The organism is Thiothrix lacustris DSM 21227 (assembly GCF_000621325.1).
GTDB classification, from domain to species: Bacteria; Pseudomonadota; Gammaproteobacteria; order Thiotrichales; family Thiotrichaceae; genus Thiothrix; species Thiothrix lacustris.
This window is the reverse complement of record NZ_JHYQ01000045.1, coordinates 1-15,346: the sequence shown is the minus strand read 5'-3', so window position 1 is coordinate 15,346 and position 15,346 is coordinate 1. Positions and strand designations below refer to the sequence as shown.

General features: G+C 50.3%; 14 protein-coding genes, 2 rRNA genes and 1 other RNA gene. 6 read left to right on the top strand and 11 right to left on the bottom strand.

All coding sequences use genetic code 11. The features are described from left to right. The 9 genes from Q394_RS0116305 to ffs form a co-directional block, all read right to left on the bottom strand. The coding region (locus Q394_RS0116305) for a MerR family DNA-binding transcriptional regulator (RefSeq protein WP_038141848.1) at positions 1–281 on the bottom strand (281 nt) is incomplete at its 3' end. Positions 282–306: 25 nt separating this feature from the next. Further along, positions 307–882: an SdrD B-like domain-containing protein gene (locus Q394_RS0116300; protein ID WP_028490192.1), complete on the bottom strand. Its 576-nt coding sequence runs from the start codon at positions 880–882 to the stop codon at positions 307–309. Between the two features lie 93 nt (positions 883–975). Then, positions 976–1,902, bottom strand: coding sequence for an SMP-30/gluconolactonase/LRE family protein (locus Q394_RS20850; protein WP_051543515.1), 927 nt, complete (start codon positions 1,900–1,902; stop codon positions 976–978). Position 1,903: 1 nt separating this feature from the next. Then, complete coding sequence (locus Q394_RS20845; RefSeq protein ID WP_051543514.1) at positions 1,904–3,682, bottom strand: hypothetical protein; 1,779 nt, start codon at positions 3,680–3,682, stop codon at positions 1,904–1,906. Positions 3,683–3,709: 27 nt separating this feature from the next. After that, complete coding sequence (locus Q394_RS0116285) at positions 3,710–4,054, bottom strand: histidine triad nucleotide-binding protein (protein WP_028490191.1); 345 nt, start codon at positions 4,052–4,054, stop codon at positions 3,710–3,712. Next, positions 4,054–4,650, bottom strand: a complete 597-nt coding sequence (gene recR, locus Q394_RS0116280) for a recombination mediator RecR (protein ID WP_028490190.1) — start codon at positions 4,648–4,650, stop codon at positions 4,054–4,056. The genes Q394_RS0116285 and recR overlap by 1 nt, the downstream gene beginning before the upstream one ends. 1 nt (position 4,651) lies before the next feature. Next, a complete protein-coding gene (locus Q394_RS0116275) occupies positions 4,652–4,981 on the bottom strand; it encodes a YbaB/EbfC family nucleoid-associated protein (RefSeq protein WP_425426800.1) in 330 nt (109 codons plus the stop codon). Between the two features lie 46 nt (positions 4,982–5,027). Continuing rightward, positions 5,028–6,725, bottom strand: a complete 1,698-nt coding sequence (gene dnaX, locus Q394_RS0116270) for a DNA polymerase III subunit gamma/tau (RefSeq protein ID WP_028490188.1) — start codon at positions 6,723–6,725, stop codon at positions 5,028–5,030. 35 nt (positions 6,726–6,760) lie between these two features. Continuing rightward, an RNA gene (gene ffs, locus Q394_RS22080) (signal recognition particle sRNA small type) lies at positions 6,761–6,857 on the bottom strand. A 183-nt stretch (positions 6,858–7,040) separates the two neighbouring features. On the opposite strand from ffs, the gene Q394_RS0116265 reads away from it, so the two are divergent. The 6 genes from Q394_RS0116265 (at position 7,041) to Q394_RS21725 (ending at position 14,767) form a co-directional block, all read left to right on the top strand. Next, positions 7,041–7,400 (top strand): response regulator, encoded by a 360-nt coding sequence (locus Q394_RS0116265; RefSeq protein ID WP_051543513.1) that lies wholly within the window; start codon positions 7,041–7,043, stop codon positions 7,398–7,400. A 90-nt stretch (positions 7,401–7,490) separates the two neighbouring features. Further along, positions 7,491–7,937 carry a chemotaxis protein CheW gene (locus Q394_RS0116260; protein WP_028490186.1) on the top strand — a complete coding sequence of 149 codons (447 nt, stop codon included), beginning with the start codon at positions 7,491–7,493 and terminating at the stop codon, positions 7,935–7,937. Between the two features lie 27 nt (positions 7,938–7,964). After that, a complete protein-coding gene (locus Q394_RS0116255) occupies positions 7,965–9,233 on the top strand; it encodes an ABC transporter substrate-binding protein (protein WP_028490185.1) in 1,269 nt (422 codons plus the stop codon). A gap of 15 nt (positions 9,234–9,248) precedes the next feature. Beyond that, a complete protein-coding gene (locus Q394_RS0116250) occupies positions 9,249–11,075 on the top strand; it encodes a methyl-accepting chemotaxis protein (protein ID WP_028490184.1) in 1,827 nt (608 codons plus the stop codon). Positions 11,076–11,079: 4 nt separating this feature from the next. Next, positions 11,080–13,953, top strand: coding sequence for a hybrid sensor histidine kinase/response regulator (locus tag Q394_RS0116245; RefSeq protein WP_028490183.1), 2,874 nt, complete (start codon positions 11,080–11,082; stop codon positions 13,951–13,953). A 16-nt stretch (positions 13,954–13,969) separates the two neighbouring features. After that, on the top strand, positions 13,970–14,767 hold the full coding sequence (locus tag Q394_RS21725; protein WP_051543512.1) for a response regulator: 798 nt from the start codon (positions 13,970–13,972) through the stop codon (positions 14,765–14,767). Between the two features lie 81 nt (positions 14,768–14,848). Here Q394_RS21725 and rrf read toward each other — a convergent pair. Beyond that, positions 14,849–14,964 (bottom strand): 5S ribosomal RNA (rrf, locus tag Q394_RS0116235). A gap of 126 nt (positions 14,965–15,090) precedes the next feature. Further along, positions 15,091–15,346 (bottom strand): 23S ribosomal RNA (locus Q394_RS0116230); the annotation flags it as partial.

The window sequence follows — 15,346 nt, the reverse complement described above, 5'->3', positions numbered from 1 at the left end:
AACGTCCAGCCCTGTTGGGCACAATAGAGTTCCAGCACTTGCTTTTGGCGTTCCAAATCGTCTTTTTGGTCGTGGCTGGATACGCGGGCGTAGGCAAGCGTCTTACGGCTATCTTCTGTGGCACGGAATAGCTCCGGCTTGAGTTTCAACATATCGTAACGGCGGTGGTTACCGGAGGTGTGTTCTGGGATTAACCGACCTTCCGCTTCCCAGCGGCGCAGGGTGGGAACTGACACACCAAGGAGTTTTGAGGCTTCACTGATCGGGACTAATCTATTCATATTGATTAGTATAGAGTAGATTTAATTAGATTTTAATCGAACTGTTCAAACCCCACGTCGTACCCAACTTGTCCGAGCCGTGTGCCAAGGCTGTCATCGCACTGCGATCATCGCCGCTACTGTCATATGCAAAACTCAAGATGCTTGGTTTGGCCGTTTGATTGTCGGGAACCATCCGTGTGATACCAACTTGAGGGTTAGCTTGGCAATATTGTACCGGGTTGCTCACCGCTGCATTGACGTTGCTGGCATCACCTTTGACAAACTGCACGGATGTACCGCCTGCGCTACCTTCTTTCAGCCAGCTTTGTGTCCACGAAAATTCCACACGGTAATCAGCACTATCAGCGATATTCAGGGTATATGTACCATCTGCGCCAGACGTTGCACTGGCCTTTTCCACACCAGCAGCATCAAAGGCTTTGACGTTGACACCAGCCATACCCACTTCGTTGAAGCTTGCCCCGGTATCAAATGCACCATTGGCGTTGAAATCACGGAAAACCGTACCCGCAATATTGGCGTAAACAGGTGGAGAAAACAGCAGTAGCCCAGCCAAGCTTAAGGAATACCAGTACAGTAAAAATGATTTATTAAACATTCACAGCCCATTATAATAATTAATCAATATTTTTCAAAAATCAAATACTTATTTATTCATAGAATCTATTGCATAACTCAATAGTAGTCAAGATTATTCCCCAACCTCTGGAAACGCCCCTGAGAACTGCCAATCACCCTGCCCCGGCTGATACGCAAATCGATACATCCGCCGATGCGGATTATTTTCTGCCAGCAACCGAAAACCAAACTCCACTTCTTTCACTTGCATCACATATTGCCCATCTCGTTCCTGCTTGAAGCTGAATTTCCGGGCACTGGTGGTATTTCCATCGGGCAAGGTTGCCAGCGCAAACTCGTGACGAGCATCTGCGGTGAAATCCCCCGCCGCATCCAATGCCACCGAATACACATCCGACGAACGCGCCGAACCAAAATACAGGCGTTTGTGTTCCACTCCATTGAATACCCCAACCCCAATCGCGTCGGTATTCTCAAGCTGGCTCATGACTTTTTGGGTGGCAACGTCTACCCGATAAATCCTGCCATTGGCTTGTTTTGGTTCCGATCCAGCCAGTGAACTGGCATACAGGCTGTTGGTATCGCAATCGTAAAACAGCCCCATCGTGCCAAACGGGTTAGAAGGCGATGGCGGAGCAACCGCTGGTAATTCCAGCCACAAAGCCATTTCCCCGGTCTGTGCATCAATGCGATAAATGCGGTTTTGCAAGGCTGGTGGATTTTCAGCGAGACTCACATCCGGCGTAGGAGCAACGTAAATATTCCCATCACGATCCCGCGCAAACGCCCCCACATGCCCGGCATCATCCCAACTCGGATGCTGCCACGATTTCCCCGACTGCGGTTGCAGCAAGCGTAAACCCATGTACCCTTGCTGCTGGGTATCAATCGCCACCTGCGCCCCCATCCCAGTTTTGCTGATGAAAGCAGGCATCGCCCGGCAAGCATCTGCCACGCCCGGTTTGAAGTTACCCATATCCGGCTTGCCGCACCCTGCCAGCAACACCATCAGCCCCAAGCCTACATAACGTTTTTGCATATCACTTCACCGGCACAAACATCGGCCCCGACCAGCACGGCCAGACCTCAATATTTTGCACACCATTTTTCACCCGCGTATCCGCCCAGCAATATTCGCTACCGGGGTTCCCGTCATTCTTCATCTGCGGCACGTACCACAACACCACATCCTTATCTTTCAGGGGTTCGGCTGGCTCAATGAAATGTTCCGGCCCCTGCTGGTAATCCTTGTTGCAGCACGAACCCATCGTCACCGTATCCTGCTCGCCCTCTTCCGGCTTGTAGGCACTGAAGTAGGTGAATGCATGGTCGCCACGCCCCGCATCGCCAAACTGCCCGCGCCCCGGCTCGACGTAAAAGCCCTTGCCATCCTTGCCTGTTACCCGGTACTGATAACCTTCCCCGCTAAACTTGGCATCATCCTGCAAACGCCATTGCTCCTTGTCCCACGCTGTCCAGTCCGCACCGTTCCACTCGGCAACCGTATCAGTGCTGCCCGCACCTGCTGCATCCAGATCAATCCGCACGACTGGGCGATACGTCCCATCCGTCCCGCAGCCGCGCCCAAAATCGGCCTGTGCTACCCGGAAGCGCCCATCCTTGTAAAACTCAAAGCGTTGCACATAACGGTAATTGCACGGTGTCGGCCACGGCGGCTGGCGAAAATCCTGCACCACCGCAAACCCGACTTCCTGCCCATCTTTCACAATCGGCTCGGTTTTTGGGCCATTGTAAGCAATCACCACCGCCGAACTGAACAACGGACAACCAATCGCATCACTGTACCCAAAGCCTTCGCGGGTCGAATAGCTCACGTGCCAATCCATTACCTTGGCGTTCTTCAGCACTTGTTTGCCATTGAATGTCACCTTGGAAAGCTGCAAACCATCCGAGCCGGTGATCACGTATTCCATATTCCAGCCATCCTGCGACAGGCTATTCACCTTTTCACAGAAATTACGGAAGGTGGTTTCATTTTCCAGACTGCGTTCCGTGACCACGGTTTTGGGACCACTCGCGCCTAAATCTGTCCAGCGCGTGCCCACCAGTTTGCCAGCGGTCAAATCCACAATCGCCCACAAAGCATCGTTTTCAAACACATAAGTGGGCGCAACACACAGGTGGTGCGAACGTTCGCACATCGAATCCTGCAACGCTGTCTTGAAATCTTTCTTGTCTGGCTGGCGGTTTCTGTCCTGCAAAATGGCTTGCACTTCCGGTGCTGCCCCGGCAATCGCGGAAGCCAGCGCCACCAAACGCGGCGACAAATCCGGCTGCGTGTAATTCTGGCGACTAACACCCAGCACTTGCTGCTGCCCAACATCCACGAACGCAATGGTGGAGGCATTATGGAAATGGTCGTACATCTCTACCCGCCAGCATTCCGCTTGCGCACACGGCCCGGCATTACCATTGAAATCCGCAGGCAATGCCTTACGCACCGTCATGATTTCATTGCGTAACGCTTCATGGGTTTTTTCATCGCGGGTAAACTGAAGGAATTTTGCATTGGCGACGGCCAGTTGCTGTGCCAGTTGCGCTTTGGCATCCGGTAATTCCTGAGCGTTTAACATCAGGATAGGCGGATTAGCCTGCAACGCCGCTTGCACGCGCTGCCAATAATCAGCCAGTTGTGGAATGTCAGAATGCCATTGCTCACCCGGCACAGCTTTCGCCAAGGCGCTGGTGTCGGCAAATTTATCAATCACCGGCAACGTCACGCTTTTCGGTTTATCATCCCCACAACCCCCAAGCCATAGGAATGCAAGGCATAGAATAATGCCTGAATGGAATTTCATGTTTAGCCCTTATCGAGAGAGAGATTTTTAGCCCGGTGGCCAGCTCAAATGCCGCCCCGCCAGCACATGCAAATGAATATGGAACACGCTTTGCCCCGCGTCCGCGCCACAATTCATCACTACACGGTAGCCGTCATCTGCATAACCCGCATCCGCCGCCACTTGTTTGGCTGCCAAATACAATTTGCCAATCAAGGCTGCATCGTCTGGCTGGATGTCATTGATGGTGGCAATGTGTTTGCGCGGAATCACCAACACATGCAAAGGCGCTTGCGGGTTAAGGTCGTGAAACGCAATCACGTCATCATCTTCGTAAGCGATCTTCGCCGGGATTTCACCTGCCACAATACGGCAGAATAAACAGTTACTCATCAGTATTTTCTCCGTCCTTCAAAGGCGTGGGAAAGCGTGCCGCTGTCAACGTATTCGAGTTCGCTGCCCATCGGCACACCGTGCGCAATGCGGCTGGCAGGAATGTTGCGTTTCGCCGCCAGTTCGCTGATGTAATGGGCGGTCACTTCGCCTTCTACCGTGGGGTTGGTGGCAAGGATCAACTCCTGCACCTCACCTTCATCTAACCGCGCTTCCAGCACATCCAGCCCGATGTCTTCCGGGCCAATACCATCCAACGGCGACAAACGCCCACCCAGCACGAAATAGTAACCACGATAACCGGTCGCCTGTTCCACCGCCACCACGTCGGAAGGGTGTTCCACCACGCACAGCAAATTGGGTTGCCGGGCAGGATTCGCGCAAATGCGGCAGGTTTCATGCTCGGTAAGCGTGCGGCAACGTGAGCAATGGCGCACGTCACGCATCGCCCGCGCCATCACAGCCGCGAGTCGTTCGCCACTACGCCGGTCATTTTCCAGCAAGTGGAAGGCCATGCGCTGCGCGGTGCGCGAACCCACGCCCGGCAGGCAGCGCAAGGCATCCACCAATTCTTTCAGCAGCGAGGATTCGCTCATCTTAGAATGGCATCTTGAAGCCAGGCGGCATCGGCATACCGGCAGTCACGCCCGCCATACGCTCGCTGGATTCCTCTTCGAGCTTGTGAACCGCATCATTAAACGCGGCGGTCACCAAGTCTTCGATCATGTCTTTGTCATCAGCAAACAGGCTTGGGTCAATCGTGATGCGCTTGCATTCGTGCTTGCCGGTGATCACCACGGAGACCAAGCCGCCACCGGATTGCCCGGTCACTTCCATCGCAGCAATTTCTGCCTGCGCTTTCTGCATGTTTTCCTGCATTTTTTGCGCCTGCTTCATCAGGCCGCCAATTCCAGCTTTACCCATCATGGTGTGTATGTCCTCAATTGTGTTCAATAACCAGCAGTTTACTACACTAACTGCCCTTTGTGCGCGGGCGGATACTACCCGGCACAATCACTGCCCCGAAAGTTTCTTGCAATTGCTGCACGAAAGGGTCATTCCGAATCGCCTCTTCGGCGGCGGTCTGCTTTTCAGCACCTTCGCGCAGGGTACGTTTTTCAGGGGTTTCTTCGCTTAAGGTCGCCAGCTCGAAGTGGAGCTTCAGTGTACGCCCGTAATATTTAGCGAGCGCTTCAGCCAATTGGGCTTCGGCAGTGCTGCTTTGCAGGCTGGAACCGCTGGCATCCAGCAACAGCGTAATCTGGTCATCCGTCACACTTTCCAACAGGCAATGTTGCGCCAAGGGCAAGGCCATGCCGGTGAGGTTTAATTGAGGGTAGAGGGTGTGCCAGTCGTTGGTGGAAGCGGCGGACGGCGGAAGAAACCCCTTCCCAGCCCTCCCCTTATCAGGGAAGGGAGCAGGAACAGGGGCAGGTGCTGCTACTACGGCAACTTCCTCTTCCGGTTCCGGTTCCTCCCCTGGTAAGGGGAGGTTAGGAGGGGTTTCTTTCTTAGGTTGAAATTCTTCAACTACAATTTTTTTTTTCTCAGCCGGTGCCGAGGGTGTTGAGTCTTGACGGGCAGTCCCGTCATCGAGCCGGAACGCCAGCATCCGCAACAGCAGCATTTCAAAGCCACCACGCGGGTCTGGGGCTAACGGCAAATCACGCCGCCCATACAAAGCCATCTGGTAATAGAGTTGCACATCCGCCGGTGATAACAGTTTTGCCATCGCGGCCACATCAACATCCGCCTCATCGGCGGCCACCACTTGCTGTACCGCAATGCTGTGCAACAAGGAAATGAAACTGTCGGCGGCAGCCGTAAAATCAGTGGTCAGTTGCGCCATTTGCCCTACGATGGCGAGCATCCGCGCCCCGTCATCATCCGCCACGGCCTGCAACAAGCCAATCAAATGTTCATGGGGTAAAAGGCCGAGCATGTCTTGCACGTCATCTTCGCTGACGGCTCCACCACCGGCGACAATCGCCTGATCGGTCAGGCTCAGAGCATCACGCATACTGCCATCGGCTGCCCGCGCCAGAATACGCAAGGCACTTTCACTGAACGGGATATTTTCCTGTTCCAGCACCGTCGCCAGATAGCCGCTGATCATGTCAACCGGCATCCGTTTCAAATTGAATTGCAGGCAACGTGACAGAATCGTGACCGGCAATTTCTGTGGGTCAGTAGTCGCAAACAGGAATTTGACGTGGGGCGGCGGCTCTTCCAGCGTCTTCAACAAGGCGTTGAAACTGTGCCCGGAAAGCATGTGCACTTCGTCAATCAGGTAAATTTTGAAGCGCCCACGGGTCGGCGCGTATTGCACATTGTCCAGCAAATCGCGGGTATCTTCGACCTTGGTGCGTGAAGCGGCATCGACTTCGATCAAATCAACGTGGCGGCCTTCAGCAATTTCGCGGCAACTGCGGCATTCCCCGCACGGTTTGGCGGTCACACCAGTTTCACAATTGAGGCATTTGGCGAAAATTCGTGCCAGAGTGGTCTTGCCTACCCCGCGCGTGCCGGTAAACAGGTAAGCATGATGTAAGCGTTGCTTGCCATCATCGCCATCCAGCGCATTCATCAAGGCTCGCAATACATGCGCCTGACCGACCATTTGCTGGAAGTCTTGAGGCCGCCATTTTCGTGCAAGTACTTGATAACTCATTGGATAATAATAGAATTCTTAGAGTGGGTGGCAGCCTGCACCAGCCACATCCCGGCGCCCGAATCAGTGGCTGTTGCTGCTCCCTTCCGGGCCTGACAAGGTTCACCACTTATCGTCGCGGGAGAACCAATGCAGGCCACCATTGCGAAGAGTCGAGGATTATGACGGAATTGGTAAACAACGACAAGGCATTTGAGAGATCATCAGCAATCCCCTCGCTTTCGTAGAAATTAGATTGCTTAATCGATGCCGATTGACTATAAACAATGCGTGGTAGTTATTTACTCCAGTTGAGTGTAGCAAGGAACCGTGCCCATGATCCGCAAAATACTGATCGCAGATGATTCCAATACTGAACGTCTGCACCTGACCCGCATTCTGGAATCAGCGGGGTTTTATGTCATTGCAGCACAGTCCGGCAATGAGGCTAAAGCACTAGCAGAATCACAACAGCCTGATCTCATCTTACTGGATATCATCATGGATGATGGAGATGGCTATCAAGCGTGCCGCGCCATTAAACGTAACCCAGCGACTCAAACCATCCCAGTCATTATGGTATCCAGCAAATCCAATCCGGTGGATAAGCAATGGGCGCAAAAATTAGGTGCCACTGACTATATTGTCAAACCCTATACAGAGACAGATGTGTTACAACAAATTGCCAAACTGTAATAGCTTCACCAAAAAACCAATAAAAACAAGTTGTTGCCTTTGGCAAGGAAAGCCAATAAAAGCATCCAATAACAATAGAGGAATGGACAGGTGCAAACATCATCAGAATCGGTTGCGAGCCGATTTTATTACCTCATCAATACACACGCGATTCTTCTCGAAACAGACGTTCGTGCTGAGGTACTGAGTGGGCAAGCTATTTGCCCACTACCCTTTGCCCCAACATGGTGTGCAGGTCTTATCAGCTTACGCGGTGAATTATACCCCGTTGTTAATATGCACCAAGTATTGCAAGGCCAATCGTTCACCAACACACCACAATTATTACTGATACAGCACCCACGGTTTTCACCCATCATTCTCACTTGTGATGGCTATCCACGCCAATTAAAACTACCAACACAAGACATGAAACTGCAAGTGGGTGAAAATTTACCGAGCTGGATTCCGCATATTCTGCCTCATAACAACAATACGCTATTGGTTGCTGACCATGGCAGATTATTACGGCATTTACAGCGCACACAAGGAAGTTAAGCCACACACCAAGGAGGAATTTACACCATGAAAAACAAAAACAAACAGTATACCGCTATAGCCGGACTATTGAGCCTGTTATGCTTTCCACTCACAACACAGGCTGAAGATGGCGTCACTGGCACTGAGATCGTTATTGGCGGCGTCATGGACTTAGAAGGGCGCTCTAGTGGCCTTGGGCTTGGCATGAAAGCGGGAATAGAAGCAGCTCTGCAAGGTCAGAGTGTCGCTGGACACAAAGTACGCTTTCTTGCAGTGAATGACTCTTACACACCTGATAAAGCCATCAGCGCTACTCAGCAATTGATTCAGCAAAAAGTATTATTATTTGCAGGCAATGTTGGCACACCTACAGCTAAAGCGATCCTCCCCATTCTTGAAGAGCAAAAAATACCCGCTGTAGGCTTTTTCACCGGAGCAGGCTTGTTACGCCCCGGCAAAGGCGACATCATCAATTACCGCGCTAGCTACGTGCAAGAAACCAAAGCAGTGATTGATACAGCCTTGCAACATGGCATCAAGCCCACCGAAATATGCGCTTATGTGCAAAATGATGCTTTCGGTATGGCAGGGGTTGCGGGTATCCGTGAAGCCTTGCAAACCAGCAAAGGCATGGAAACCACCCTGAAAGCACTCGATAATATCATCGCAGCAGAAGGCGACGAGCCTGTTCGCAATCAACTGGGGCCAGTCGGGGTTTATACGCGCAATACTTTTATTGCTCGCGATGGCTACGACTCGCTGAAAGCATGGGAGCAAAAACAAGGCACTGGCTGTAAACTGGTCGTCACCGTTGGCACTTATGAAGCTATTGCCCGCTTTATCGCTTATGCCAGCAATAAAGCTGATCCGTGGATTTTCAGTGCTGTCTCGTTCACAGGTGCGGATGATTTCCGTAAAACACTGAACAAATTCAATCTACATGATCGTATTATCATGACTCAAGTCGTACCATTACCCGACAGTGAACTCCCCATCGTGCAGGAAGCCCGCACAGCATTGGGTAAAGATTACGGTTATGTCTCGCAAGAAGGTTATATTGTCGGTAAGCTTCTGATGCATGGCTTACGTCAACTGGAAACTGAAAAGAAACCCATCACACGTGCTAATCTATTAGCCACGTTTAAAGGCCAGCAATTCGACCTTGATGGTTTAAACATGAACTTTAGTGATGACAATCAAGGTTCTAACCTAGTCGTTATGACTCAGTATTCAACAGAAAAATGGCAGTCGTTACAAGATTCAGTCTGGCAAAACTGGCTCGACAAACAACAAAAAACGACCACAACAAATTAAGGAAACAAGATACACATGGCTACCCAAACAACGAAACGTAGCAATTTTCTGAGTAATCTGTCAGTTGCACGACGTATTTACGCACTTATTCTGATTCCCTTGGCTATTTTGTTCATCACGGGTATTTTCGCCATTATCGCCCTGAACCAAAACCGTTTGGCGCTAGAGGATATGAACAACCGTGTTGTCGCCATCGACCAAGGTAATAAAATCATACGGCGAATGCAGCGTGATTACATCATTTTGCTACATGAAGTTCAAATAGGCAGCCGTACATGGGAGGATGGGCGTAAGACGCTTGAACAACTAACGGCTGACATCAGCAGCAGTATTTTGCCCGCGTATAAAACTGCCAAAGCAGTCAATCCAACGCCTCAAAGCATCGCCACGATCAAAGAGGTAGAAAGCCTGTTAGCCGTGGTAGATAAGGCCGAGACACTATTGAAGGATGAAGATCGCGGTAAACTTGAACTTTACCTGCAAAATGATCTAAGTGCCGATACCAAGCCATTACGTGACAGCATCCACCAAGAAGTAGAGGGTGATATCAAACAATCACAAGAAGCTTTTTCGGGTGCACAAAAGAATGTTGGCCTGTTCTTAATGACCAGTATCGCCCTCATCTTGCTAGGCACCTTGATTGCGGCAGCATTAGGTTTCGTGATTTACAAATCCATTGCAGATTCCATTGACCGTCTCATGCTAACCATGCAAAAGATTTCGGAGGGTGACCTTCAAGCCCGTGTAGAACTCGAAGGTAAAAACGAATTAGCAGAACTCGGGCAAAACTTCGACAAAATGATCGAAGATCGTATCATCACACAAGCTCGTATCGACCAAGATCATAAACAGCTCAATGAATCGGTCGGTTCTTTGCTGGATGCCGTATTCGACCTTAGCGAACGTAACCTGACAGTTCGCGCCAAAGTCACGGAAGATGCGACTGGCCCACTGGCTGATGCGATTAATCAATTAGCGGAAGACACTGCTGACGTACTGAGGCAGGTACGTGATGTTGCCACTTCTGTAGAAAGTACCTCTCAAGATGTTAACCACTACGCCCTAGAAGTTAACAAACTTGCACAACTGGAACGCTCCGAAGCCGCAGAAACGGCCATACAGCTCGACACCATCTTGCAACGCTTGGACAGCATTGCCGCTTCCGCTCAACAGGCTAATAAAGTTGCTGACACCACGTCTAGTACGACTCGCCATGCGCAGGAAACTGTTTCGCGCAGCATGGAAAACATGAGCAATATCCGCGATACCGTACAAGAAACGGGCAAACGCCTGAAACGCCTCGGTGAACGTTCTCAGGAAATCAGCCAGATCATCGACTTCATCAACAACCTTTCCGAGCGCACCACCGTCCTCGCCCTCAATGCCAGTATGCAAGCCACAGCGGCAGGTGATGCGGGACGCGGCTTCTCCATGATCGCAGAAGAAATTCAACGACTAGCAGAAAGCTCACGTGATTCCACCAATCAAATTTCCACACTGGTACGCAATATCCAGCAAGAAGCCAACACCACCATTGCCACGATGGATAACACCATTGCGCAAGTAGTCAACGGCTCCACCCTTGCCGAAGAAGCTGCCCAGCAAATGCAGGCCACGCTGGAAGCCACCAACGAATTGGTTGCCTCGGTTGAAAGAATCGCCGTATCCTCTGCCGAACAGGTTGCGATCAGTAAATCCCTACAAACCCGTGCTGAACGTATTCTGGAAGCCACTCAATCAACAGGTAAAGAATTACTATCCCTCACTGGTCTAACCAAAAACATGGCGGAATACGGTCAACGTCTAGTGAAATCGGTCAACGTCTTCAAACTGGAAGCGTAAACCCATGAATAGTGCCAGCACCCTTGCTGATGTACTGGAAGATGTTGCCCTACAACTATCCAGCTTAAACCCACTAGCCGAATCGCCGGAAGACATTGCCGCGACCGCTGCTAATGTCATCGCTGAATACCAACGCATCAGCGCAGCCACCGACCAAGCGGGGATGGATGGCATCCATCAGACTGCTGAGTGGATACAGGGTATGTTAGCCAGTTTTCAGCAATCTCTGCCAGAAGCCATCCTCGAACTGTTGCAAGGTGGGCAACTGTTCGGCTGGATCGAGCTTACCGCCGCAGCCTTGCGCGAACCCGAAGATCATTCCCACCTGCCTGCTATCGCGGCTGAATTGACAAGCGATGCTTGGCCTGAACCCTCAGCACCTGAGATGCTGGAGAACTTGCTGATCAGTCTGCGAGTCAGCACCCAGCAGCCCGAAGTCATTGCGCCTAGCGTCACTGATGCGGAAATCACGTCCAGCAAACCAGAGCAGAATTCACTAACATGGGCGGCGGACATCCACCCTGAATTACTTGAAGCCTATCTACAAGAGACACCCGGACAAATCACCGAGACTTCCCGTTTAATCCACCTAATATCCCAAGGCGACAGCACCCCCGAACAACGCCGCCATGCGGCTCGGCTTGCTCACACTGTAAAAGGAGCCAGTGGTGTTGTCGGCGTCAAGGCCATCGCCTCCTTCACCCATCGTTTGGAAGACATCCTTGAGTTCGATATTGCCAAACACCTGCCGAATGGTCTAGGCAAGACACTGGCAGCAGCAGCCGACTGCCTCGAAACCTTGTTCGAGCACTTACAGGAACACAAGCCACTTCCAGAGGAATACGCCCTGCTGCTCGCAGAAATGGATGAGTGGGAACAACGAATTACGACCACAGAACAACAACCAGAGCCATTCGATAGCACAGACAATACAGCTCTACTACCATCACTAGATCTGATCGATTTACCCGATTTCATTACACGATCAAGTACGACAAAAGAGCTAGACGAAGAAGACGCTACCCCTGTTGAGTTACCTCAAAGTAGTAACTACCTGAGCGTGCCGATGGAAACGGTGCAACGTTTACTCAATCTTGCGGGAGAGTTAATCACCTCCACCAGCCAGATAGCAGAACAAACCCAGCACACACTGGCATTTGGCAAGCAGTTGCAACAACAGGATGATCACGTCCGCCAAATGTTAGAAACACTGAGTGAAGCAATTGAGCAGCAATCATCCAACCTCAATCACCCAATACTCACCCCAAAAGTAGCAACGACGCCTAACACGGACTTCGACCAACTGGAGCTGGAAGCTTACAATGACTTATACAGCGCATCCAACTTACTGACCGAATCTATTGCTGATAACCGCGAGTTGACCCGTAATCTTCAACAACAAATTCGGCAAATTTCCGATCAGGTTTATCAGCAACAACGCTTACAACGCCAGCTCAGTGAAACCATTCTAAGGACACGTCTCGTTCCCATAAAATCCATCGTGACACGCATGGAACGAACCGTGCGTGAAACATGCCGTCGTACCGATAAACTGGCTAATATCAATATCATCGGGCAAAATCTGCAAATCGATACCGACATTTTACAAGGACTCATCCCGCCTTTATTGCACATGCTGCGTAACGCTGTAGACCACGGCATTGAAACACCCGACGCACGTGAAACAGCAGGCAAACCCGTCGAGGGCAACATCACGTTGAGCTTCGAGCAAAAAGGCAACCAGATTCACCTAACCTTACAAGATGATGGACAAGGATTGGATGCTGAACGCATTCGTAGCCGAGCTATCGAACGTGGTTTGCTTAAACCTGATGCAATGCTTAGCGAGGAAGATACCCAACGCCTCATACTACAACCCGGCTTTACCACTCGCGATCAGGTCAGCGATATTTCTGGGCGCGGGGTTGGTATGGACGTCGTTCAAACGGCTGTCGAAAACTTACAAGGCTTACTGCACATTCGCAGTAAGCTAGGACAAGGCACAACCCTGCACATTCAGGTTCCTCTCACACTAATCGCCACGAATGCCTTGCTAGTACGCACTAGCAATAATCTGATAGCCATTCCAAGCAATACTATCCAGCAATTACTGTATGTTTCCGCTGATGAGCACACGTTTGATGGCACTAGCTGGCAGATCCAATACCAAGACCATTCGCTGGAAGTCTTAGCGCTTTCCCATTTATTAGGCTGGCAAACTGACCCACCTGATCTAAGTAAAGGTCATTCCCTACTTATTGTCGAAAGTGAACAAAAAACCTATGCATTCCATGTTGAGGAAATCCTACAGCCCCGCGATATAGTGGTAAAAAATCTGTTGCCTTGGCTAAACCTAACGCAAGGTATCAGTGGGGCGTGTATTCTTGCCAATGGTGCAGTTGCACCCGTACTCGACTTATTGCGTATGCTGCGCAATCTAGAAAGTGGCTTACTCACTTTGAACAAAAACCATACTAGCCAAGTGAAGAAAACCCCACAGCGAGTACATATTCTTATCGTTGATGACTCACTCAGTAACCGTAAATCGCTCAGTTTGATGGTTGAACAGATGGGCTATCAAGCTATAACGGCTATCGACGGATTAGAAGCACTACAGCATCTGAATGAGCGACCAATAGCAATTGTCCTCACTGATCTTGAAATGCCGCGCATGAATGGTTTAGAAATGACTCAAGCTATTCGTATTTGGCCTGAAAAGCGTCATTTACCCATTATCATGATCACTTCACGCAGCACCAAGAAACACCAGCAAATGGCAGAGCAGGTAGGTGTAGATGCTTACCTGACTAAGCCTGTTGACTATGACACGCTAAATGCACAACTGTATAAATGGCTCAAGACACAACTTGCCGCCTGACAATGAGAGAATTCACATGTTGATGACAGAAAAAGAAACAATCCAGATTTGTTTATTTGAAGTACCAGAGAAGGATCAAGCTGTGATACAGCGCGTTGTGAGTTTTGCTGCCTCTCAAGGCAAACCTTACGCGCTACAACCAGCACTGGAACATGCTGATATTATCATCACATTAGATGAGATTGAGCTACCTAGCAATACTGCCTTGCATATTCGTATAGGCGATACCGACTTGCCTTGCGATATTGTTTTAGCACGTCCGTTATTGGTTACACGCGTCATGCGAGCCATTGATGATGCCGTGCAACTACTCAAGTCACACCAGGCCACATTTCCTGTAGAAACAGTGATTCCAACACCAGAAGCAGTAATTCCCTCACCCCTACCTGAACCTGTACAAGCTATCATCTTTCAGGAACCACAGGAGTATACCTACACTGCCTTAGTAGTTGATGACAGTGCTGCCATCCGCAAGCAATTGGAACTTGAGCTACGCACTGCCAATATCAAGGCAGAATTCGCAGAAACAGGTGAGGAAGCACTTGAGAAATCAGCAAATAAAACCTATGACATGATATTTTTGGACGTTATTATGCCAGGTATAGATGGCTACGAAGTCTGCCGAAAAATGCGCAGCAGTAAATCAATGAAGAAAACACCCATTATCATGTTAAGCGGTAAAACATCACCACTGGATGAAGTACAAGGTGTTCTTGCAGGGGCATCAACCTATCTAACTAAGCCAGTACAGCCCGAGCAGTTCCAACAAACACTCAAGCGTGTTTCTAAATGGTTAACTAATTTTTCCCGCTGATGCGGGTATTTTAGTTCAGATAAATGCTAGGCAAAAAAAAGCCCCGTCACGGAAAACCGTAGACGGGGCTTTTAGATTGAAGCCTGGCATTGACCTACTCTCACATGGGGAGACCCCACACTACCATCGGCGATGCTGCGTTTCACTTCTGAGTTCGGGATGGGATCAGGTGGTTCCACAGCTCTATGGATACCAGGCAAACTGGCAAGGTTAAGAAGGGGATGCCGTAGCAGCCTTCATGACCTAAACTGGAAAAATATCAAGGGATACTTTAAATACTGGGTCAGATGTCATACATCTCTAAATAGACCATTTTGGGTTATAGAATCAAGCCTCACGGGCAATTAGTACTGGTTAGCTGCATACATTACTGCACTTCCACACCCAGCCTATCAACGTCGTAGTCTCCAACGGCCCTTTAGGACCCTCAAGGGGTCAGGGAGATCTCATCTTGGGAGGGGCTTCCCGCTTAGATGCTTTCAGCGGTTATCCCGTCCGAACATAGCTACCCTGCAATGCCACTGGCGTGACAACAGGAACACCAGAGGTTCGTCCAACCCGGTCCTCTCGTACTAAGGT

Bases quoted from the DNA above. Each gene is read 5' to 3' on its own strand.
- Q394_RS0116300 (WP_028490192.1), bottom strand. From the start codon at position 882: ATGTTTAATAAATCATTTTTACTGTACTGGTATTCCTTAAGCTTGGCT.
- Q394_RS20850 (WP_051543515.1), bottom strand. From the start codon at position 1,902: ATGCAAAAACGTTATGTAGGCTTGGGGCTGATGGTGTTGCTGGCAGGG.
- Q394_RS20845 (WP_051543514.1), bottom strand. From the start codon at position 3,682: ATGAAATTCCATTCAGGCATTATTCTATGCCTTGCATTCCTATGGCTT.
- Q394_RS0116285 (WP_028490191.1), bottom strand. From the start codon at position 4,054: ATGAGTAACTGTTTATTCTGCCGTATTGTGGCAGGTGAAATCCCGGCG.
- recR (WP_028490190.1), bottom strand. From the start codon at position 4,650: ATGAGCGAATCCTCGCTGCTGAAAGAATTGGTGGATGCCTTGCGCTGC.
- Q394_RS0116275 (WP_425426800.1), bottom strand. From the start codon at position 4,981: ATGATGGGTAAAGCTGGAATTGGCGGCCTGATGAAGCAGGCGCAAAAA.
- dnaX (WP_028490188.1), bottom strand. From the start codon at position 6,725: ATGAGTTATCAAGTACTTGCACGAAAATGGCGGCCTCAAGACTTCCAG.
- Q394_RS0116265 (WP_051543513.1), top strand. From the start codon at position 7,041: ATGATCCGCAAAATACTGATCGCAGATGATTCCAATACTGAACGTCTG.
- Q394_RS0116255 (WP_028490185.1), top strand. From the start codon at position 7,965: ATGAAAAACAAAAACAAACAGTATACCGCTATAGCCGGACTATTGAGC.
- Q394_RS0116250 (WP_028490184.1), top strand. From the start codon at position 9,249: ATGGCTACCCAAACAACGAAACGTAGCAATTTTCTGAGTAATCTGTCA.
- Q394_RS0116245 (WP_028490183.1), top strand. From the start codon at position 11,080: ATGAATAGTGCCAGCACCCTTGCTGATGTACTGGAAGATGTTGCCCTA.
- Q394_RS21725 (WP_051543512.1), top strand. From the start codon at position 13,970: ATGTTGATGACAGAAAAAGAAACAATCCAGATTTGTTTATTTGAAGTA.